Below are 21,445 nucleotides of genomic sequence, written 5' to 3' on the forward strand. Positions count from 1 at the left end.
AAGAGTTTGTAATTCATCACAATAATATTAAATATACGCTGCTTTAAAGGCTTGTTGGACAGCTTGTACTTCTAATGAGTCTTTACCATATAAGTTCGTTGCTACACGAATACAAGCTTCTTTTAATTCTTTAAAATCAGAAGTCATATTTAATTCATCCGTATTTGCATAATAGAAAATATCAAACATTTTATCTTCTCCAATGCCATGTATGTTTACTCCATTATGGCTTCCACCACTAGCAATCAAGTAAGCTACTTTATTAATAATGCTAGAGTTCGTGTGTACACCACCATGATCGTGGTCAGCATCAATAGGTAAGTTATTATAATGCCTATAATCCTCTGGATATCTAGAAGAGATAGATGATGGGTTTTTCATATCTCTAAAAATACGACCTGATTGTTCTCCCATTGTCCAATTGAACTTTCCGTTATTGGCATACTTTTCAACGGCTACTCCTAAAATATCAGATAACGCTTCATTAATTGCACCAGCTTCTCCTGCGTACTCAAGTCCAGACTCATTTCTTGTAACTGCGTGTGTAAATTCATGTCCTGCCACATCAAATGCTCTAACAATTGGATCTCCGTATACTAGCATAGCGCCATTACTAAATGCATTAAACCACTGCTTAGGATTTCCTTTATTCGTACCATTTGTGTTCCAACCATGAACGACAGAAATTACTTTTTGTCCGTTATTATCAAAGCTGTTACGTCCATATTTTTCTTGATAAAAATCATATACTTTCGTTGCTAAATAATGGGCACTAACTGCTTTAGGATCTGTAAAATTTGTAGAATTACTTGTTACTAAATCATCGAGATAACCCCATACATTTCTTCTATAATTATTATAATCTTTATAATTAGCAGTATATGTTTCAATTCCCTTACCACGAGAATAATCTGCAAGCATGTACGTTCCATCACTTCTTTGTGTAATTCCAAACGTACGATTAATACCTAAGTCATCTTTTCCTGTACCTGTTAATTTTGAAGGATCTGTTGATTTATTTGATGTCGCAGATTGGACAATACTACTCTCTACTTGTATACCCAATTTTTGAACGAGTTCTTTTAATAGATTACCACCAAAAGCATCAATTAATACTGTACCGGATACATATTCAGGTGTAGATGCACTAAAAGTAATTTGATATGCGTTTGTAGCTTTATTTGTATTTTCATCTACATATACCACTTGTTTAATTTCTGGTTCTTCGATAAATGTTAGATCATTTCCATAGATGTTGAAAAGCTGTTTCTTTGCATCCTCTTCTGATAGAGTAATAGGTTGTTTCAAATCTTCCTGTTGTTGTAAATTTTGGGCACTATCTCCCGAAACGCTCGTAAGTACACCATCATCATTAATATGTGCTGTTAGTTGATATCCGTATACATCACGTCCTTCATACGTTTGTTGAAGACGTACCAATGTAGTACCATCATAAGATTTACGACTTTGCGTAACATTATAATTAACTTTGGATTCCGTATTAACTTGCTTTGATGATAATGCTTGTTCTGTTTTTCCTTTTAGTGCATCCTTTGCTACATTTTCTGCCGAATTTTGAGAAGGTGCTGTTAAATTACCTGTTCGGAACGTATCTTCCTTTGTTTCCACTTTTAAATCTTCTGTTTCCGCATGTACTCCTCCATAAGGCATAATCGCCGATAACACCACTCCTGTAGTTAAACCTACCTTTACGAAATTATTCATATTTTTACCCCTTTATAATCGTATTATTAAATTAAATAAATGTATTTTAGAATTTTAAGCATAGATAAAAAATTTTAACTATAGCCAATCGTTTTTACATACCTCTACATACATAGGTTAATAGATTGGTTTGCTACTTTTTTAGATTCAATTCATTTCTCAAAAATTATTCATTATATAAGCTATCTTTATATTTATTCATATACGTTATTTTTTGTGGTTCTGATAACATATTTATTGCCATCCACACATTCTTTTTCATTTCTAATTTTTGCATTGGTATCTCTTTTAAAAACTGATTACCTATAATCGCTTCCATTTCTTCATCAATTCTTTGTATAAGATTTTCTTCTGGATTATTTTGCAAAGAAGTATTTTTCAATCCCCATTTTGTTATTATAAATTCATTCATTTTATTCATAGGATTAATAATAGTAGCTTTACTAGTTAATCGTTTTTTTATTTCATCATGATAGATTTTAATTCTATATCCCTCTTTTAGTGGAATGATATCTTTTACAATTGTTACATTTGTTCCTTCCATTTCCTTCGTATAAATTTTTTCACCTTTTTCATTAAAGACCTCTATCGATGCATATTTTTCACCTGCATAATAGCTATGAGGCGTTTTAGTAGTAATCGTAAAAATAGCTCGATTTTGCTCTAAGTCTGTATTTAATACGGCAAACTGGTCATCTCCTAATCCTAGGAATTGAATCGTTTCATTTACCAACTTACTCACTTTCATTTCGTTAATATCAACCTTTAGACTATTATCTTTTTCTTTTACATAGGCATAATACGAACTGAAATGGTACATACTATTCGTTTTCCCACCTGAAATTTCAACCGTATACACTCCATTTGGTACGTCTTGTAAATTGATATCTGTTGTTTCAATTGTTTTCTCTTGAATAACTGTATTCCCTTCTTTTAATTTAATTTTTCCTCCTTTTAATGTATCTATTTCATTTGTATTTAAATGGATATGCAAATTCCCTTTTAGCCCAAGTGGAGCAATTTGCTGATTCGTAACTATTTCGAAGTTGGAGTTTATCGGAATATCAGGATCAACTATAGCTCTTGCTTTCGCTAATTGTGATTCAGGCACTATATAAGCTAAAGAAGTAACAGCCGGAAAACCTTTCGCCCTATTCATCTCTATTTGTTTATGATTAAGCTTAAAACCCCACCTTTCAAAAACAGGTGTAAAATCAACTTGTCCATTCTCACTATAATACTGATTCATTAAATCTGGTAAAGAATGGTCACCTTTTTTGAAAGCAGTATTGTTAGCTAGTTTTCGATAACCTTGATACATTTTTGCAAATGCTTCATCGCCAGCTTTTTGTTTCGCCATCGTTAAAAGAATAAGTTTTTGTCGTAAATCTAAATCATCATAATTTTTATTTTCTTTCATTAGAGCATTATATAAATTCCGTTCTACCTGTTCCTTTTTCCCGAAATTAAACAACCAACCAACTTGATCTGCTTTTTTGCCGTATTTACTATATTGATATTGAACACCAAATAGATTATTAGAAACTTCTCCTGTAAATATTCCTTGATTATCAAAACCAGCTTGGTATCCATGAGCGATTTCATGTAAAGTTCCCCAACTTAGTTTATCTAACCACATCTTTGTACTATCTGTACTATTCGCTGTCCAATTTGTGCCATAATAGGCACCGCCAGCACCAGATATATCTGCTTTTAAGAAATAACGATTTTGACTTTTTTTATTTTCAAACGTTGAGCCATCTAAACCAATAATTGAATCATACATCACAAAAATATCTTCATAATACGCAATTAACTCATCCAACGATTGAAAATCTTTTAAAGATCTTACTAACTCTTTATCTTTTTTAGGTACAAATAATTGAAAACTCTCCCCTTGAAGTAACGCATACTCTCCATCAAATTGATCCCATGCACTAAAAAATTGAGATACACTTCCTTGTTGTTTATAAATGGGAAGGGGTTTAGTAGCACTTTCATTCCCTACTTGGTACTCAAGTACAGCGTGCTCTTCACCGTACGGAGTATCTATGAAAGGAACTAAAGACGTATCACCTTGGATAGTAACCCATTCATTTCCTACTTGTATGGATTTTTCATTTTTTGAGTCATTAGACAATAAACGTAATGTTAATTTGTCTTTAAAATTAGGATTTGTTTGTCTTACCTTTAATGGTGTATTTCTCCTCAAAATAAATCCTAAATCTTGTCGGTCATGATATTTCCCCTTACTTATGCCCGCCTGAAATATCCAAGTAGGCTCTTCTAAACTAGTAATTTTTTTTGCATTTATTCGTTCATCAGCATGTAAGTGTATATTTCCTATGAGGAAAAACATTGTATACATTAGGCCTATAACAAGTAACCTTTTCATTTGCATATCTCCTTCTCTATTTTTTTATATACAAAATACAATAAAGCCCTCCTTCTTCACTTATAACTGTCGTCAATAAGTTACTTATCAGTGTAATTATTATAGTTACATTAACTCGTGATTATCAATCATTAAATGTATGTAATTTTGCATATATGAATATTTTGTGATAAATTCCAAAATATCGTATAATTATCAATATTTTTTCAGACATTATTCAATAAAAAAAACATGAAGACTCTTAAGTCTTCATGTTTTTTATACATGTTATTACACTTGTGATTGAATTAATTACTAAAATCTTTTTAATCGTAAAAAATCAATTATTTTTAGGCTGATAGCCGTACCTAATCTTTTACAATTTACTCATTCTTTTTGTTCTGTAATATTAAATTTTGAAACCAATTCCGTTAATTCTTCCACCTTTTCTTTCATCTTGTTGGATTGGATTGATATTTGTTCAATTGATACGGCCTGTGATTGAATTGAATTTACAGTTTGAAGAGTCTCCTTTTTCACATCCGTTGCAGTTTCAGAAACTAGCGAAAGAGAAGCATTTACTTCTTCTGTACCAGCAGACATCTCTTCTGTCGCTGCGGATACTTCTTGAATTTGACCTGTAATCTTATCAATATCTCTCATAATAGACAAGAAGGTTTGATTCGCTTTGTAAGCAGCTTCTTTTCCTTCTACTGCCTTTTGTTGTCCTTTTTGCATGACATTAACTGTATCTTGGGTATCTTTTTGAATGGATTTTATTAAATGATTAACTTCTTTTGCAGATTCTTTAGATTGCTCAGCCAAGTCTCGAACTTCTGCGGCAACCACTGCAAATCCTTTCCCATTCTCTCCAGCACGTGCCGCTTCAATAGCGGCATTTAAGGCAAGAAGATTCGTTTGTTCGGCAATATTAGTAATTGCAGCGAGAGCTGTATCAATCTGTTGTGTACGTGTAACAAGTTTATTTATTACTTTTGATGTTTCCTCGACAACATCATGCACACTATTCATTTGAAGAATAGAGTGATTTATCACTTCACTACCGATATTTATTCGTTCTGTAGTCGTTACTGCTACCTCAGCGACTACTGCTGAAGATTCAGCTACAGTTTGCACCCCGGTTGTAATTTCTTCCATTGAGGATGAGCTCTCCTGAATACTAGTTACCTGTCCTTCTATTTTTGTTTTTACTTCTAAAACAGTCTGTACAACCTCATTTGAAATACTAGACGCTCGATTTGTATCTTGTAATACGCCCTCCGTAGTAAAAATAACCTCTTGTGTTGTCATCTTAACATTCGCAATTAATTGTTGAAGGTTATCTAACATACTATTAAAAGACTGAACAATATGCCCTAATTCATTATTTGCTTTATAAGGAGTACGTGTTGTTAAATCTCCAGCTGCTACTTTTTCCATATCATTTTGTAGTAATGCAAGTGGTTTTCGGATAGTTAATTTAATAACATATCCAATTAATATAATTATTAAAATTGCTAAAATCGAAATACTAACAAACATTATCATTGTATTTTGAGCACTATTATTATTTTCCTTCTGTAAAAGCTCTGCATTATTACTATTATATAAAATCAATTCACGAATTGATTTTATTGATTTTTGCATATTAGGTTCAATCTCTTTTAGATAATATGCATATGCTTCCTCATTATTAGACTTCCCTAATTCTTGTGCTTTCTTCATTTGAGTCCTTAATTCATTAAATGTTTCATGAAACGTGTTATATAATTCTTTTTCTTTAGTAGAAATAAGTTTAGCCTCAAACTGCTTTAAAAGATGATCATTTTCCTTACGAATCCCATCCATTTCTCTTATTAATTCGTTCATTCTTTTTTCATCTTTTGATAACATTATTTCCATAAAGTTCATATTAACGTGATAAAAATTAGATTCTACAATTCCAATCCACTCAATTGGCAGTAAATTATCCTCATACATATTAGAGGAAGTACTTTTCCCTCTTTCTAACCCCCAAAACCCTATTAGGGATAATACTATACATGCAATACTTGATATAGTTATTAATATGTTTAGTTTTGTACCAATCTTACTGTTTCTTAATAATTCCAATTCACTTTCTCCATTCTAATATATAGTTTAAATAATGTATTTTATACCAAGAATCCAAAAATTACGATGTTTATTTTGTAATATGTAATTTTGCATATCGTCCACTACTGATTCAAAATAACCTAACATTGTAATTTTCGTTTTCCAAAAATTCATGATCATGAACACATCTCATTAATTCTTGAACTTCTTACCCAAAATATCCGCATATACTGTGGCACCAGGGAAAACCATCACTGGTATGATATATAAATTACGCTTCCATACAAGACTAGCTTAAAAATATTTTTCTTATTGCTCATTTTTCTATTTCCCCTCTATTAGAAGTACTCCTAGCACATCACACTAATAAAAACGATAGTATTAAAAAATAAGGAAAGACATAATACGTATGTCTTTCCTCTAAAATTGTAATACTCAATATGCTCTTGGCTCTATTTGATTTTCCATTTAAATCCTCACATATCTTTCTTTATAATATCTCCTAACTCCATCCAATTTGTAATACGCGGGATATTGAGATATTGATTGTAAGAAGTAGTTTTTGCATATACATTTATCGGTTTTCCTATTAACGTTTCTAAAACAGCCGGCTTATCATCAAAGAAATAGTTTAATTTTATTTCTTGTATGAAGTGTATTTTTTCTTCATCCTTCATTCCATAGAAAAAGCGATCTTCATGTACCGGAAATCCTTTTTCTATTAACCATTTTTTTGTTTGCTCTCCATGCTCTTTAGGTCGCGCCGTTATATAGTAAATTTCATGTCCCTGTCTTTCTAATTCTTGCAATGTCTCTACAGCATACGGAAACGGTGAACAAGAAGTATAATAAATCTCATCCAGCAAACTATTCCACATATGACCGCCTTCCTCCGAAGTCATGCCAAATGCTTCATGAATTTCAATTGTTTTTAAAGAATGGAATACATCCAACCCTACTTTTTTGTTTAATTTCTTATTATATAAATGAAAAGCATGCTGCCTTAAATCAATTAATGTATCATCGATATCAAATCCAAACTTCACTCTTCATCGCTCCTTTCTGCAATCCATTTACCGGAACATATAAGTAGTTTTTATTCCCCTTATTTCTCATCTTTCCGATATGCTGGATAGCCAATAAATCTATAATCTTTTCCAATCTGGGTAAATGATATATCCTTAAATTCAATTGCATCTTTCATTTTAGTAATACCAGTCCCCTCTACAAAACTAGGCGCCAATCTACCTCCAATAATTTTAGGTGCGAAATATAAAATAATTTTATCCATTAGTTTATTTTCAATAAACGAAGCATTTACTTCTCCACCACCTTCAATAAGCAGGGAGGAAACTCCTTTTTGTCCTAAAACATCAAGCATTTCATGTAAGTTTATATGCTTTTCTCCGCTAGTAACAAATACTTTAACTCCTGCATTTTCTAATGCTTTCTTTTTTTCCTCTGCATGATTACTTGTTGTAAATATCCAGGTAGGAGCTTCTCTATCTGTAACAACGTTAGCTTCCATCGGTATGCGTAACGTCGAGTCCAATATTACTCGAATTGGATTTCGGCCATTTGGAATACGCGTTGTCAATGATGGATTATCCTTTTGAACAGTATTCGCTCCTACTAAAATAGCCGCATTTTCGTTTCGTATTTGGTGTACTTCTTGTCTTGCTTCTGTAGATGTAATCCACTTACTATCCGATAAAGACGTAGCGATTTTCCCATCTAATGTAACTCCTGATTTAATCGTTACAAATGGGCGCTTTGTCAAAATATATTTATTAAAGACTTCATTCATTTTTTTAGATTCTTCTTCACACACTCCTACAAGTACTTCAATACCTGCATCTTGTAGAATTTTAATTCCACGTCCAGAAACAAGCGGGTTTGGATCAAGTGTAGCAACTACTACCTTCTTAATTCCTGCTTGTACAATTGCTCCAGCACAAGGCCCTGTTCTACCATGATGAGAACAAGGTTCAAGAGTTACATAAATTGTACCACCACGTGCCTGTTCTCCAGCCATACGTATCGCATGTATTTCGGCATGTGGTTCTCCGGCCTTCATATGTGCTCCGACCCCTACAATTCGATTATCATTTACAATTACAGATCCAACCAATGGATTTGGAGTCGTTTGTCCCTTCATAGCCTTGGCATTTTCTAGTGCTAGCTTCATATACAATTCATGCTCAAGCATGTAAGTGTCCCCCTTCAAAATGTCCAGAACGCTGAATCTTCGTTTGCAAATATTTCTCATTAAACTCTGAGACATCACCCCATAACGGTTCACGACTCGTAACATTTAATCCAGCTTTTTGTAACGCTTCTAATTTTTTCGGATTATTTGTAATAAGTTTTACAGGTTTTGAGCGTAGCGCTTTTAATACTTCAATTGTATCATCATAGTTTCGAACATCATCTTCAAAACCTAGGTTCAGATTAGCTTCTACTGTATCTAACCCATTTTCTTGCAAGAGGTACGTCATAGCTTTACTAAACAAGCCAATTCCTCTTCCTTCATGATTCGCTAAGTAAAATAAAGCACCTGAACCATGTTCTATAATCATTTGTAAAGACTGCTTTAATTGGAATCCACAGTCACAACGTTTACTACCAAAGATATCACCGGTGTGACAAATACTATGCATACGAATTAGGGCATCTTCAGAATTCTCAAAATCACCATATACAAGTACACTAGATTGCTGCATATCAGCTAAATTAATAGATGAGAGTTTTTCGATAATTCCTTCTACACTATTTGTAACCTCACTACATTGTAACCAAGAATACCATTGAAAAACTTTAGTCTCCCCATATAAATTAATTGGCAATTTGATAGGGCCTACTAAATAAATATCCTTTCCATCTTGATGTATAAATTGAATTTTATCTTCTAACATATGAATTGTATCTGTTGTAACCATTAGGTACCTCCTAGTATAGAGAATCTCTAAAATTCTCTTCCATTGTTATATTTTTTATTGTTTAACTTACACAACGTAAGTGTTTTTACAGATGCTATTCTTTTTTCTCTCAGCTTATATGCAATATGTATCATTACAACTTTGGCCATTTAAAGAAAAGAGTTTTAGTTACATAAAACAACTTAGTTACTTTATGTAAGTGAGTATACATTCGTAATCAATTTACGTCAAGTAATTAATTATAAAAACATTTGTTACTAATAGTAAGATGTTATATAATTTATTTTAGGAGGTGAAGGAAAATGAATGATTCTACATTATGCCCTCGCTTTGAAAAAGGAATGAAATTTTTTAGTCAACGATGGACAGCACTAATTATTTACCAACTTTTTTCTGGATCTCAGCGCTTTTGTACACTTGAATCTTCTCTTCCTGTTAGCGGAAGATTACTTTCAGAAAGATTGAAAGAATTAGAACTAGAAGGAATTGTCGAACGTAAAGTCTTTCCTGAGACACCAGTTCGTATAGAATATTCTTTAACTCAAAAAGGATTTGCTTTAGAAGCTATTATTCGCGGAATAGAAGAATGGTCACAGGAATGGATAGAACTTGAGGAATAACATAAAAGCTTTTTCGTATATAGTTTTAAGTAATCAAATTACAGATACCTATTATTAAAACGCTAATTTTTCAAGCATTTATGAAAAGCTAGCGTTTTTTAATAAATAAAATGTAAGAAATAAAGCAAGGTGATCAAAACGATCACCTTGTTCCCTTACAGATTAAAATAGTGTTTTAAAATCTTTTATTCATACATACTCGATTAATAAAAAAAACGAATAAGCTTTTTTATTAATAAACAGTTTTATTTTTACAATACAGTTAGCTTCCCCTGCTATTTGCGGACAGTAAGACCACCACTGATTAAATTTCGATTTTATTACATTCGAATATTACTTATGAAATTTCACACGCTCTTCAAGTGGTTGGAATTCTTTTTCACCTGGTGCAGCTGTTGGATTACCAAATGGCATTTGTGCAATTAGTTTCCAATTAGCAGGGACATTCCATTCTTGTTTTACCTCATCGTCAATTAACGGATTATAATGTTGTAATGATGCCCCTAATCCCTCTGCTTCTAAACCTGTCCACACGACTAATTGGTGCATACCTGATGCTTGGTGTGACCAAATTGGGAAGTTTTCAGCATATGCAGCAAATTTTTCTTGAAGCGATTTAACGATAGCCTCATCTTCAAAGAATAATACTGTTCCATAACCAGCTTTAAAAGAATCCATTTTTTGTTGCGTTCCTGAAAAATCTCCATCTCCAACTACTTTTCTTAATGTTTCAGTGGTAATATCCCATAATTTATCATGAGCTTCACCAAATAATACAACTAATCGTGCAGTTTGAGAATTGAAAGCGGATGGAGTATATTTCACAGCAAACTCCACGATTTCTTTAATTTTTTCATCCGATACTTGTACCTCTTTATTAATCCCATAGTAAGTACGTCTTTCTTTCAGTGCAGTATAGAAATCTTTTGTCATAATTACGTTCCTCCTAAGTTTTAATATTCTTCAAAATGATACATCTCGAAGATAATATGCGTTTAAATGAGTTCATTTTTGAATCATTGAACTTCCTAGCACCCATTGCCAGTCATTCTAAATCTAAACACACTGCTTCCTTCAGTTTTCCTAAAAAAAGCCTTATAACATCATTCATAAAATCTAATCATCATTCGGTACTATTTTACCCATTCTCTATTCATGTATCCTGCTTGTTTCATATTTACACAAAGATGAAATGTAGCTACTTTAATCACCAAATTTCACATTAATTTAGAGCATCTTCAATTACAGCAATTTCGCTCACTCGAACAAAACGATGCAATTTAAAGAACATTGCACAATTAAGTACTACCTGTAAAAGAACCCTCTTAGCCGACTATAAGAAAAAATAATAAAAAGCCAAAAACGAACAATAATATGTTCATTCTTGGCTTTTACTTAACCATCACATTTACTTTTACTATTGCTTCAAATGATTTTTAACTGCCCTTATTACCAATTCGTGATCTTCTTCTGGTGGTAATCCTGAAACTGTTATCATTCCAATAGCCCCTACGTTTTTTATTCTGATAGGAAAACATCCACCAAACGCAGCGTATTCTGAAGTATCTAAAAGATATTTTTCATTATAGGAGACCCCAGTTATTTCACTTTGTATCTGCATATAATACGAGCTACGATCATGCAGGGAAACGACTCGTTTTTTACGCTCAATCCATTTCGTATTTTCCTCATTTGTCCCTGTCATCTTGAAATGAAATAATTGCACACCATTTTTCGTTATATCAACAGCAATCAATTTCTCCTCTCGCTTTGCTGTTTCAACGATAAATAAACCTAGTTGCAAGGCATCATCATTTGTAAAAGAGGAAAATTGAAGTGTTTCCTCCTCTTTTAAAATTTGTTTACTTATTTCATTCAAATTTGAAGTACTCATATCTTTAACCTCCATAATTGTTTTATGCCACACCGACATTTTTTCGAAATTATTAGGCCATATAGTACAACCTTTCAATCAATCTGATTCTAAATAAACTACTGTAACATCTTTGGTAACTAGTAGTACCGTAAAGCTTGTTTTCTTCTTACTGGTGCTATTATGAATGACATTCAAAGTTATAAAAAGTACTATTCTACTTATCCCTATCTTACAGAGACTATTATGAAATATATTTAACATCTTAAAAATGTATGTACTAAAGAATAATATTTTTAATCACTAACTTTTTTGATCAATCGTTATAATCCAATTTCATCAAAATTTTTATCAATTATTACACTATCCAACAATAGGAGGAAACAAAGATGGATGAAAATATATCCAAAAGCTGAAAAGCAGTTGAGTCCCTTGAGAGAATAGTTATAATTCACTACATATAGAAATAGACATACAAAAACGCCATCCTTTCCTATAATTCTAAAGAAAGAATAGCGTATTCTTTTCAAAAATGAGTTCTTTTATTGAAAAACTTTGATTCTATATTATACATAAAAGGGCAACCAATGCTAAAACAGCTGGAAGTCCTTGTTTCACAATAATTGATTTATTAGATGTGAAACCTCCGAAAATAGCTGCTATCACCACACAAATCACGAAAAATAATTGGACCATATAACCAATTGGATTGAGCCCAAGTACAAGTCCCCAAATGAGACCAGCCGCTAAAAATCCATTATATAAACCTTGGTTTGCAAACATAATGGCTACGTTTCGATCTCCTTCTAAATGCTTCGGTAATTTGAAAGCACGTTTCGCTACTTTTGAATCAATAAAAAACATTTCAAGGATCATGATAAACAAATGTTCTAATGCTACGATCCCGACTAAAATAGCTGCGATTATTTCCACACTATTCTGCCCCCTACACTCTCTATTCTTTAATATTCTCTACATTTTTTTGCATCTGTAATAGAACATGAATAAGTATTTTGCGTTCTTCTCCACTGATATTTACGAACATTTCCTTCATAAAATGTTCCTTTTCTTTCTTGTTAAAATATTAATTGATGTATCAATTATTGATACATCAATTAATATACATCTCTCTTTTTATTTTTGCAAGTTTTTTGCTCAATTGGTTTTATTTTGTTCCAGCAACTTTAAACCAATTCAAAACATCAGTTCGTATTTCTAGAAATCATAATTACTTTAAGTTCATTCTGACAATCATATTTAACTACATATATAAAAGAATTGAGTTATATCTCCATCAATTTATAAAAATTAATTTTTTCTAAAAACAGATACTTTACGTTTTTTATAGTAATAAAAATCATTTTTGTTTCAGAGGCAATCCATTTTGTTAGCTTGATGGGCATAGGATAGCACCCAGATGACGAACCAATTATCTTTCAAGAAGACGGCTAGAAAACTGGATTTGGTACAGGAATTGCCTACTTCCCCCGATTCAGATAGTACTAATTTAGAGCTAATTGCTCCAAAAGGTCCATTTAGACGTGATTAATTAAAATATATTAATACTGAAAAACCACCTTTATGAGAGGTGGTTTTTTGTTGCTAATGGTGAAGATTAATATTGAGGTCTGATTGAGACCTATTCCTTTTCCACATCTTTCATCATACCATCGAAAGAATAGTCTTATAGCTATTTCAAATATTTCGGCAGTACTATATCGCTAGCAAGCTAAAATTTCATGGTACTCAAAAAAAATCTGCTGAATCATAACCAAAAAGTTCATTTTATCATTTCGGGGTAATTCGAAATTCTTAAGTTGTCGGGCACGGGGTACAGCTGAAAAACAGTGTATATTCATTAACTTCAAACTAATTTTGATGTAACAAAATTTGTATTTATACCTTTTTAACGAATTCAGATTTTAATTTCATAGCTCCAAAACCATCAATTTTACAATCAATATCATGATCTCCATCAACTAATCGGATACTCTTTACTTTTGTACCAATTTTTACAACTGATGAAGTTCCTTTTACTTTAAGATCTTTAATTACTGTTACAGAATCACCATCGTTTAAAATATTTCCATTTGCATCTTTAATTACCTTTGTATCTTCACTATTTTCAGCTTCTAATTCTAAAGTCCACTCATGAGCACATTCTGGACAAACAAAAAGATTCCCATCTTCGTAAGTGTATTCTGAATTACATTTTGGACAATTTGGTAAATTAGGCATATTTTTATTTCCTCCACTCGTTTTCGTTTATTCTATTAAATAAATATTATTTTTAATTTCCGTTTTTCGTTTTTCGTTTTTCGTTTAAATGTACGGAAAATATTCTCTTCTTGCTTTTTGATACTTATTTGTTGAATGTATAAAAAAACTACTTGTTCACACCTTGTAAAAAATCTTCTCCACATTCTCCAAAGCAAACTTTCTTCTTCTCTACTTTTTTAATAAAATGATTAAAAAAGTAGATTAACTCAAACAAACTTTGTATGTGAAGTGAAATTTTTAAAAATCTAATGCATTTTCTTTATTCTTTATTGTATTGATTTCCTGAGATTGCTGAGAAAGCCCTGTACATTCATGAAAAGCAAAATGCTTACACCCTATACATTTTTTTGTATTCAGATGTCCTAAAGCACAATTAATTGCTTCTCCGGTATGATTAAAAAAGTTTTCTTCCCCAATCTCAGCGTACAATCCATTCTTATCTAGATTGGCTTTTAGCTCTGATTGAATTCCAGAAATAAGAAGTACGCCACCTTGTTTTTTGAAGTGCTGAACAATATTCCTAAAGTAAGACTCTCCTGTGGTATCAATAAAAGGAACTTTTCCCATACGTAAAATTAAAACATTAGGTTTATAATGAATAGTCGCTAAAATATTTTGTTCAAATGTTTGAGCAGCCCCAAAAAATAATGGCCCTTCTATTGTATAAATGCTAATTTGTGGGCAATCATGAGCTTTATTTACCACATGTGGTAGCAATTTTTCATTTCTTTTTGTATGATCAGGAAGCACTTTTGATATGACAAGCATATTACTCATACGTTTTGTAAACAAAATAATAGCTAATATAAGACCAATCTCTACAGCTGTTGTTAAACTAGTAAATACAGTAAGTAAAAATGTTACCAATAATACAAGAGAATCTCCCGTCTTCATTTTAAGTATGTGATAAAAATGTTTCTGCTCGCTCATATTCCAAGCTACCACCATTAAAATCGGGGCCATACTAGCAAGTGGAATATGTGAAGCATATGGCGCTAACAGTAGAAGTGTAAATAACACAAATCCTCCGTGAATAACACCCGCCATCGGAGATACAGCTCCACTCTTAATATTAGTTGCTGTACGTGCAATCGCTCCAGTTGCCGGAATTCCGCCAAATAACGGGGTAACAATATTGGCAATCCCCTGACCGATAAGCTCTTTGTTACTGTTGTGTTTACTATTTGTCATACCATCTGCCACGACAGCGGATAAAAGTGATTCAATTCCACCGAGCATCGCAATAACAAATGCAGGACCAATTAACTGCTTTATACGTTCTAATGTGATTTCTGGTATATCAAAATGAGGAAGTGTATTTGGAATCGTACCATATGCTGTACCAATAGTAGGTACATAACCTGAGAAAAATACAGTTGCAATTACAGTTGAAATAACAACACCTACTAATGAACCAGGCACTTTTGGTAAAATCTTTGGTGTTATGAGTATAACAAAAAAGCAAATCAAAGCAGTTATAACACTATAAAAATTGGTAGTACTGATATGAGTGAAGAGTTCCTTCAAATTCGCTAGAAATTCCTCATGCTTTTTTATACCTGTTAAACCTAAAAAACTAGCAATTTGTCCCGTAAAAATAATAACAGCAATACCTGAAGTAAAACCAATTGTTACAGGACGTGGAATAAACTTAATTAAAGAGCCTAGCTTGAAGATTCCCATAAGACATAAAATAATTCCAGCTAACAAACCCGCGAGTAGTAAATTTTCGTATCCATAGGTAATTACAACTCCTAAAAGAATCGGAACAAAAGCACCTGTAGGTCCTCCAATTTGATACTTCGAACCACCAAACAGTGAAATGAGTATTCCAGCAATACAGGTTGTATAAATCCCATACTCTGGCTTAACACCAGAGGCAATAGCAAAAGACATAGCAAGTGGAATCGCAACAACTCCAACAATCATTCCTGAAAGAAGATCCTTTTGAAAATGTGCTAATGAATATCCTTCAAACCTTCCTGTAAATAACTTTCTCATTACAAACCCTTCTTTTCTATTTTTAATAGATCTGGATTACAAATGTATTTCTCGGTCCCTTATACAGAAAATTGTCCTTTTCACAAAAAGAAAAACCATCCTAATATTTACTATATGTTTTACTTAAATGACACTCCAATTCACCTATATCTCCACCTTGTTGTACATAGGATTTCAATCTTTCTGCTAGACGTTCTCCGGCTCGACTATCTAGCTTCTTCGTATCAATAAACGATCTAATCCTTACCTTATCTGGAGTAATATCTCTACGAAACATTTGTCCTGGAATTTCACTCCAAAAACGATTCCATTCATCCAGTAATCCTATTTGATCAAATAAAAAACCTTGAATTCCACATAACCAAGCTGTACAAGCAGTATTTCTTTTTCGACATCCAACTCCATCTTGTAAATGTTGGCATGAAAAACAACAAGAATTTCCACTTTTTATACAAACTTCACAAACGTAATGAGCTCCTAATGAGCGAAATGTTTCAATCCCATGTTGGATGATATCTTCTTTCTTAACCTCAATACTCAACCTATCCCTCCTTAGCCATCATTTCACTTTCTGCTCCATCTAGCTCTTCTAACATTGAAATCGTATCGATTAAATGGTTGTTAAAAATCTTCCGTGCAACCACCAATAAATCCACAATAATAGGGTCTCGTAAAGAATATAAAACTCTTTTTCCATCTTTTCTACCAACAACAATGTTTTTTGAACGTAGTACACTTAATTGCTGAGAAACAGCTGAACCTTCCTTATTTAGAATATCTTGAATTTCGTTTACGCTTTTTTCACCTTCTGACAATAATTCTAAGATACCTATTCGCAAAGGGTGTGCTAAGGCTTTAAAGAAATCTGCTTTAAATTGTTGCATTTCGTTTCCCATTGAAATCCCTCCGTTACTTTTCCTCAATTTTCAAAAGTACCATATACATCTTCAAATGTTTGAATATGTATATGGTACTTTTAAAACCTCGAATTTTCAATAAAAATTTTACAATATTAAATAAGCATCAAATAGAGATACTATTCAAATTCAGGTTCAAAATTTATTATCCAAAATAAAAGCGCCTAACATATTAGGGATATATAATACGTTAGGCGCTTGATATTTAAAATTTCTCGATTTAGGTCTTGATAATATTGGATGAGTATATAACCAAAATGCTAGATGACTAATATGAATAAACTTATTTGTAAAATTAATTCATTAGAATATTTTAAGAGCAAGTTTTGAAAAAAACTATTCAAAACTTGCTCCTTCTTTTCTCAGATCCAACTATTTTGATACTAAAACCAACAGTAGTGAATTAGAATAATGATTTAATACTTGCTAAGACAGTAAGTACACCTACAATAATAACAAATACGTTACTCATTTTCCCTTTGTATTTAGCTAGTACTGGAACTTTTTGAATCGCATACATCGGTAATAGACATAAGATAGCAGCAACTAAAGGACCGCTTAGAGAATCAATAAGTCCAAGAATACTTGGATTTGTATAAGCAACAAACCAGCATGATGATACAACAAAAGTAAGGATTATTGTCTTAATTGTTTTTTCTTCAATATCTTTTCCACGTGATTTACCGAACTTAATAATCATGTCACGCATTACTTCAAATGCTCCGATATAATGGCCAAGGAAAGACTTTGTAATAGCCACAAAAGCAATAATTGGAGCTGCAATAGTGATTACAGGCGAATTAAGCTCATTAGCAAGATATGAAAGAATTGATAAGTTTTGTTCTTTTGCCATTTTTATATCATCTGGAGTCAAGCTCAATGCGCTACTCCAAACGAAGAACATAACAACAGCGAATGTCATGATATAACAAACCTTTTGTATTTGCGCACATTTAGCATCAGTGGCTTCGATTCCATACGTAGCTCTCTGTTTCACAACAAATGATGAAATCATAGGTGAATGATTAAATGAGAATACGATGATTGGTAGAATCATCAATATCGCCCCAAAATAGCCTGTTCCTGTTGAAGCAGTTGAAACAGCTGAAAAACTAAGCATTGACGTATTCCACTGTGGAATTAAAGATATTGCAATAAAAAGTAGAGAAACTATGAAAGGATACACTAACATACTCATTACCTTTACAGTAATATCTTGACCAAAATTTAGTATAGCGATAAGACCAAGAACTAATACAAGTGATAAAATAGCTCTTGGAGGTTCTGGCATGTGCAATTGATGCACGATAAAACTACTTGCAGTGTTTGTAAGCGCAACCGAATACATTAGTACGATTGTATAAATTGAACCGAAATATACGATGTTAAAAATGATACTCGCTTTATTTCCGAAATACTCTCTAATTGTACCTGTGATCCCCTCATCAGCAGAATTAGAAGCGTATATCATTTTAGCAAGCGCCCTATGTGAGTAGTACATAACTGGATATGCAAGTAATGTAATTAGTAGTAAAGATAATAAACCACCTGAACCTGCATTAATCGGTAAAAAGAGCACCCCTGCTCCAATTGCAGTTCCAAATAGACTCAGTGCCCATGTAGTATCCTGCTTATGCCACTTTTTCGGATCTGCATATTGCTCATTTTTTGGTGCGGTATTTTCAGCTTGAACTTCTATTTTCTTTGCAGTATTCCCGTTCATATAATAACTCCCCCTTGTATCTATTCCTGCATCTCTCTTTACATTTAACAAATATTCCCTTTCTGGAAAATGAATTCCTTACAAGTTGCCCCACATTGTATGTCCTTCATCATAATAAATCCAAATTGAAACATTCACTAATTAGCGTCCTAATATAATTGTTAGCGTTCACAAAAAAGTTTACTCGTAATATCCGCTCTTTATATAAAGACCCCTTAAGAGAACAATATAGAATAGACTTCATAAATACGTTGCAACATTTCTAATAACAGTGTATTACTTTAATGGTTTCTCTTTTTTACTTTTAACAGTAATTTTAGCTAAACCGGCCTCTCTTCATTTGCGAGGCATTTCTTTCTCAATTCTATACATTACCTTCATAACTTCGGTAGCACTGATGATATTGCTTACACAAGCCACTGAAGCACATTACATACATTTCGCCTCTAATCACACACCTTTCTTACTAATAATCGCATTTTTTATATTTTCTCCAGAGATAATAAAATTTCTCTCGACGCCCTCATTATAACGTGTATATTTATAAAATTAATATTTTTATATTTTCAGAAATATTAAAGAGGAATAATTTTATATGGATAATATTTTACAGTTAGCATGTAGCCATTGTTTTTATCGCTTAAAGCTGAATTAGTTAGTAAAAAAATATAATAATACATTGTTTTTCTAGGTGACTTATTATAAAGATACTTATATCCCCTTTTATCAAAAAATCTTATTTTAAACATAAAAGATATTCTAATAAATAATTAATGTAGGTAAAAAGAAAAAAATCCCAAAATACAAAAACCAAATTTTAGGATATATATTATTAATATTGAATTCATATACAATTTAAAAAGCTACACTGAGCAAAAAGCAAAAAAGCTGCCCCATATGGACAGCTCATTTACATAATTATCGTTATCAGGAATACACAAACAAATCACTTCAATATCATCTTAATTGTAGTTTGTTCGGCTCTTCTTCAGGGATAGCTCTATGTTTGTAATGCATTGTTTTTACATCATTTCCTTTTATGCGAAAAGTAATTGTGTCCTCTTCATAAGGCGGATTGTGTGCACCCTCAAAAGTTTAAATTTTAAAATCCCTCATTAACTAGCTCTTTTATCGAGTTTAATTTTGAAGAAAGCTCGATAAACCATTCTTCATCCCCTGTTAATAATGCAAGATCTATAAGATAAAGGATTTGTTCCTTATTTATTACCTTTGATTCAGGGAGTTTGTTAACGTGTTTACTAAAGAGTAAAATCGCTTCGTTTATTGTGTACTGGCCGTCACGTTTCACAATACTAACTGTAACTATATCCTCTACATCATCAAGTGATACAATATAACCAACTATTAATTCACCTTCATTTGATATTCCACGAACCCAATCTCCTACTTTTAAAACATGATTATTATTTGACATCATACCGTTTCACCTTCCTATAAATATTTTTTGTGACGATAAAAAAGATATAAAAACAATTATACTGTAATATTTTTCATTACATTTAAGTGTTAAGAACTCACGGCTATATAATAATTAAGCCGCTTAACGCTCTTGATTGATAAGGTCAACAACTTCTTTCATTGTATAATTCTTTAAGTATTCACCTAGATGCTCTTCAGCACCTAAGAAAATAGCGAAAAGAACTTTTCGCATGTTCGAACCTACAACACACTGATTGTTTGATTCTGGACACTTCGGCTGCAAAGCACCTTCAGAGGTTATCTGATAAATATGCCAAAGATTAATTTCATCTAAATCGCGAGCGAAAATAAAACCGCCACCAGTCCCCTCTTTCGATTGTATAAACTTATGTTTTTTTAACAAACTTAGTACTTTCCGAATGCGTACTGGATGTACACCTGCACTTTCTGAAATAGCATTACTTGTTGACATCCGATCTGGCTGTAAAGCTAAATAAGTTAAACTGTGTATGGCCAAGGTAAAGTCGCTGTTCATGATTTTCCTCCTACGATCAAAAATATTGTTTCTCATATATTAACTGTAGCCATAAATATTACAGATAGGTTAGAACGTTAAAACATATAGAATACTTCTTGCCATAAAAAATTAATTCTCTTATATTCTATCCGGTCCCACCTATATCTGATAACTTCATTTAGCTTTTTAAGTTGAAAATAAAATTAAACACTCCACTGTTTCTTCACTTGTTCTTCTGCCAACTGTTTAATTTTTGTCCAAATCGTATCTTTACTCACAATAACATTTGTTTGATAATTTCTATCATTATAATTAACTGTAACACATACTTCAATCATCTTCTGCTTCCTCCTTTCAAAAAACTTTTTCTAAAAATACTACTTATTAATTGGCCAATTTTTGCAATTCAATGTTCAAAAACGTTCGAACGCTACGTGGTAAAAATTTACGAATTTCTTCCTCATTAAAACCAATCTGCAATCTTTTCTCGTCCAGCATAATTGGGCGACGTAACATTAGTGGATGCTCAATTATTAATGTATAAAATTCATTGAGCGAGAGCTCCTCAATATTTATATTTAAGTCCTGAAAAGTTTTGGATCTAGTTGAAATAATTTCAGTAGCCCCCTCTTCAGTTAAACGAAGAATTGATTTCAGCTCATCAACTGTCATAGAATTTGATACGATGTTTTTTTCAATATAATCAATTTGATGCTCTTCAAGCCATGCTTTCGCTTTTCGGCATGAGGCACAGCTTGCTGTTGTATATAGAATTACCATATTTAACTCACTCCTTTAATGTTATGAAACGTACATTTTAAACATCGGTTATTGAAATGTATTAAAAAAAATTACAGTTTAGAATCAAATACAAGCAATATTATTTATTCGAGAATATTTAATTTATCTACATTTTACAGACGATAACAACTCACTTCTAAA

At 32.2% G+C, this 21,445-nt stretch carries 20 protein-coding genes and 1 pseudogene; 1 reads left to right on the top strand and 20 read right to left on the bottom strand.

What is annotated here, in order from left to right:
- Positions 1 to 27 precede the first annotated feature (27 nt).
- From NST27_RS16480 to NST27_RS16510, 7 genes are all read right to left on the bottom strand, one after another.
- Positions 28 to 1,725, bottom strand: coding sequence for a M4 family metallopeptidase (locus NST27_RS16480; protein WP_001058954.1), 1,698 nt, complete (start codon positions 1,723 to 1,725; stop codon positions 28 to 30).
- 166 nt (positions 1,726 to 1,891) lie between these two features.
- Positions 1,892 to 4,120, bottom strand: coding sequence for a putative mucin/carbohydrate-binding domain-containing protein (locus NST27_RS16485; RefSeq protein ID WP_000826249.1), 2,229 nt, complete (start codon positions 4,118 to 4,120; stop codon positions 1,892 to 1,894).
- A gap of 366 nt (positions 4,121 to 4,486) precedes the next feature.
- Positions 4,487 to 6,211, bottom strand: coding sequence for a methyl-accepting chemotaxis protein (locus NST27_RS16490; RefSeq protein WP_000421999.1), 1,725 nt, complete (start codon positions 6,209 to 6,211; stop codon positions 4,487 to 4,489).
- Positions 6,212 to 6,238: 27 nt separating this feature from the next.
- A complete protein-coding gene (locus NST27_RS16495; RefSeq protein WP_000605685.1) occupies positions 6,239 to 6,373 on the bottom strand; it encodes a hypothetical protein in 135 nt (44 codons plus the stop codon).
- Between the two features lie 296 nt (positions 6,374 to 6,669).
- Entirely contained in the window at positions 6,670 to 7,239 is a 570-nt protein-coding gene (locus tag NST27_RS16500; RefSeq protein WP_000668223.1) for a 5' nucleotidase, NT5C type, read from the bottom strand.
- A gap of 59 nt (positions 7,240 to 7,298) precedes the next feature.
- Positions 7,299 to 8,402, bottom strand: coding sequence for a bifunctional diaminohydroxyphosphoribosylaminopyrimidine deaminase/5-amino-6-(5-phosphoribosylamino)uracil reductase RibD (gene ribD / locus NST27_RS16505; protein WP_000889433.1), 1,104 nt, complete (start codon positions 8,400 to 8,402; stop codon positions 7,299 to 7,301).
- Positions 8,395 to 9,132, bottom strand: coding sequence for a GTP cyclohydrolase II (locus NST27_RS16510; protein WP_000258863.1), 738 nt, complete (start codon positions 9,130 to 9,132; stop codon positions 8,395 to 8,397). Before NST27_RS16510 ends, ribD begins: the two co-directional genes overlap by 8 nt.
- Positions 9,133 to 9,434: 302 nt before the next feature.
- On the opposite strand from NST27_RS16510, the gene NST27_RS16515 reads away from it, so the two are divergent.
- Positions 9,435 to 9,752, top strand: coding sequence for a winged helix-turn-helix transcriptional regulator (locus NST27_RS16515; RefSeq protein WP_001000104.1), 318 nt, complete (start codon positions 9,435 to 9,437; stop codon positions 9,750 to 9,752).
- Between the two features lie 333 nt (positions 9,753 to 10,085).
- Here the strand turns inward: NST27_RS16515 and NST27_RS16520 are convergent, their stop codons facing one another.
- The 13 genes and pseudogenes from NST27_RS16520 to spxA all read right to left on the bottom strand — a co-directional run bounded on the left by NST27_RS16520 (position 10,086) and on the right by spxA (position 21,283).
- Complete coding sequence (locus tag NST27_RS16520) at positions 10,086 to 10,685, bottom strand: nitroreductase family protein (protein ID WP_000158938.1); 600 nt, start codon at positions 10,683 to 10,685, stop codon at positions 10,086 to 10,088.
- A gap of 484 nt (positions 10,686 to 11,169) precedes the next feature.
- Positions 11,170 to 11,685, bottom strand: coding sequence for a heme-degrading domain-containing protein (locus NST27_RS16525; protein ID WP_100070332.1), 516 nt, complete (start codon positions 11,683 to 11,685; stop codon positions 11,170 to 11,172).
- A gap of 501 nt (positions 11,686 to 12,186) precedes the next feature.
- On the bottom strand, positions 12,187 to 12,558 hold the full coding sequence (locus NST27_RS16530) for a DUF1304 domain-containing protein (RefSeq protein WP_000402471.1): 372 nt from the start codon (positions 12,556 to 12,558) through the stop codon (positions 12,187 to 12,189).
- 963 nt (positions 12,559 to 13,521) lie between these two features.
- Positions 13,522 to 13,863 carry a zinc ribbon domain-containing protein YjdM gene (locus tag NST27_RS16535; RefSeq protein WP_001133198.1) on the bottom strand — a complete coding sequence of 114 codons (342 nt, stop codon included), beginning with the start codon at positions 13,861 to 13,863 and terminating at the stop codon, positions 13,522 to 13,524.
- 279 nt (positions 13,864 to 14,142) lie between these two features.
- Positions 14,143 to 15,906 (bottom strand): SulP family inorganic anion transporter, encoded by a 1,764-nt coding sequence (locus tag NST27_RS16540; RefSeq protein WP_001228488.1) that lies wholly within the window; start codon positions 15,904 to 15,906, stop codon positions 14,143 to 14,145.
- Between the two features lie 100 nt (positions 15,907 to 16,006).
- Positions 16,007 to 16,447 carry a hypothetical protein gene (locus NST27_RS16545; RefSeq protein WP_000021461.1) on the bottom strand — a complete coding sequence of 147 codons (441 nt, stop codon included), beginning with the start codon at positions 16,445 to 16,447 and terminating at the stop codon, positions 16,007 to 16,009.
- Between the two features lies 1 nt (position 16,448).
- A complete protein-coding gene (locus tag NST27_RS16550; protein WP_000526189.1) occupies positions 16,449 to 16,802 on the bottom strand; it encodes an ArsR/SmtB family transcription factor in 354 nt (117 codons plus the stop codon).
- Positions 16,803 to 17,226: 424 nt separating this feature from the next.
- On the bottom strand, positions 17,227 to 18,546 hold the full coding sequence (locus NST27_RS16555; protein ID WP_001014184.1) for an aromatic amino acid transport family protein: 1,320 nt from the start codon (positions 18,544 to 18,546) through the stop codon (positions 17,227 to 17,229).
- Between the two features lie 957 nt (positions 18,547 to 19,503).
- A pseudogene (locus NST27_RS16560) lies at positions 19,504 to 19,641 on the bottom strand (DUF3888 domain-containing protein); the annotation flags it as partial.
- Positions 19,642 to 19,648: 7 nt separating this feature from the next.
- The gene (locus NST27_RS16565) at positions 19,649 to 19,984 is read right to left on the bottom strand and encodes an IDEAL domain-containing protein (RefSeq protein ID WP_000987462.1); all 336 of its coding nucleotides are present in this window, start codon (positions 19,982 to 19,984) and stop codon (positions 19,649 to 19,651) included.
- 123 nt (positions 19,985 to 20,107) lie between these two features.
- The gene (saiR, locus tag NST27_RS16570) at positions 20,108 to 20,521 is read right to left on the bottom strand and encodes an Rrf2-family transcriptional regulator SaiR (RefSeq protein ID WP_001083465.1); all 414 of its coding nucleotides are present in this window, start codon (positions 20,519 to 20,521) and stop codon (positions 20,108 to 20,110) included.
- A gap of 185 nt (positions 20,522 to 20,706) precedes the next feature.
- Entirely contained in the window at positions 20,707 to 20,841 is a 135-nt protein-coding gene (locus NST27_RS16575; RefSeq protein ID WP_000573532.1) for a BA3454 family stress response protein, read from the bottom strand.
- A 46-nt stretch (positions 20,842 to 20,887) separates the two neighbouring features.
- The gene (gene spxA / locus NST27_RS16580; protein ID WP_000236190.1) at positions 20,888 to 21,283 is read right to left on the bottom strand and encodes a transcriptional regulator SpxA; all 396 of its coding nucleotides are present in this window, start codon (positions 21,281 to 21,283) and stop codon (positions 20,888 to 20,890) included.
- Positions 21,284 to 21,445: the final 162 nt, after the last annotated feature.

Source organism: Bacillus sp. FSL W8-0770, assembly GCF_038008705.1.
In the GTDB taxonomy this organism is placed as follows: domain Bacteria; phylum Bacillota; class Bacilli; order Bacillales; family Bacillaceae_G; genus Bacillus_A; species Bacillus_A cereus.

What these genes read in the sequence shown, in the direction of transcription:
- NST27_RS16515 (WP_001000104.1), top strand. Translation starts at nt 9,435, where the DNA reads ATGAATGATTCTACATTATGCCCTCGCTTTGAAAAAGGAATGAAATTT.
- NST27_RS16555 (WP_001014184.1), bottom strand. Translation starts at nt 18,546, where the DNA reads ATGAACGGGAATACTGCAAAGAAAATAGAAGTTCAAGCTGAAAATACC.
- NST27_RS16575 (WP_000573532.1), bottom strand. Translation starts at nt 20,841, where the DNA reads ATGATTGAAGTATGTGTTACAGTTAATTATAATGATAGAAATTATCAA.
- NST27_RS16485 (WP_000826249.1), bottom strand. Translation starts at nt 4,120, where the DNA reads ATGAAAAGGTTACTTGTTATAGGCCTAATGTATACAATGTTTTTCCTC.
- NST27_RS16565 (WP_000987462.1), bottom strand. Translation starts at nt 19,984, where the DNA reads ATGATGTCAAATAATAATCATGTTTTAAAAGTAGGAGATTGGGTTCGT.
- NST27_RS16525 (WP_100070332.1), bottom strand. Translation starts at nt 11,685, where the DNA reads ATGTCGGTGTGGCATAAAACAATTATGGAGGTTAAAGATATGAGTACT.
- NST27_RS16520 (WP_000158938.1), bottom strand. Translation starts at nt 10,685, where the DNA reads ATGACAAAAGATTTCTATACTGCACTGAAAGAAAGACGTACTTACTAT.
- spxA (WP_000236190.1), bottom strand. Translation starts at nt 21,283, where the DNA reads ATGGTAATTCTATATACAACAGCAAGCTGTGCCTCATGCCGAAAAGCG.
- NST27_RS16535 (WP_001133198.1), bottom strand. Translation starts at nt 13,863, where the DNA reads ATGCCTAATTTACCAAATTGTCCAAAATGTAATTCAGAATACACTTAC.
- saiR (WP_001083465.1), bottom strand. Translation starts at nt 20,521, where the DNA reads ATGAACAGCGACTTTACCTTGGCCATACACAGTTTAACTTATTTAGCT.
- NST27_RS16510 (WP_000258863.1), bottom strand. Translation starts at nt 9,132, where the DNA reads ATGGTTACAACAGATACAATTCATATGTTAGAAGATAAAATTCAATTT.
- ribD (WP_000889433.1), bottom strand. Translation starts at nt 8,402, where the DNA reads ATGCTTGAGCATGAATTGTATATGAAGCTAGCACTAGAAAATGCCAAG.
- NST27_RS16540 (WP_001228488.1), bottom strand. Translation starts at nt 15,906, where the DNA reads ATGAGAAAGTTATTTACAGGAAGGTTTGAAGGATATTCATTAGCACAT.
- NST27_RS16495 (WP_000605685.1), bottom strand. Translation starts at nt 6,373, where the DNA reads ATGATCATGAATTTTTGGAAAACGAAAATTACAATGTTAGGTTATTTT.
- NST27_RS16550 (WP_000526189.1), bottom strand. Translation starts at nt 16,802, where the DNA reads ATGGGAAACGAAATGCAACAATTTAAAGCAGATTTCTTTAAAGCCTTA.
- NST27_RS16480 (WP_001058954.1), bottom strand. Translation starts at nt 1,725, where the DNA reads ATGAATAATTTCGTAAAGGTAGGTTTAACTACAGGAGTGGTGTTATCG.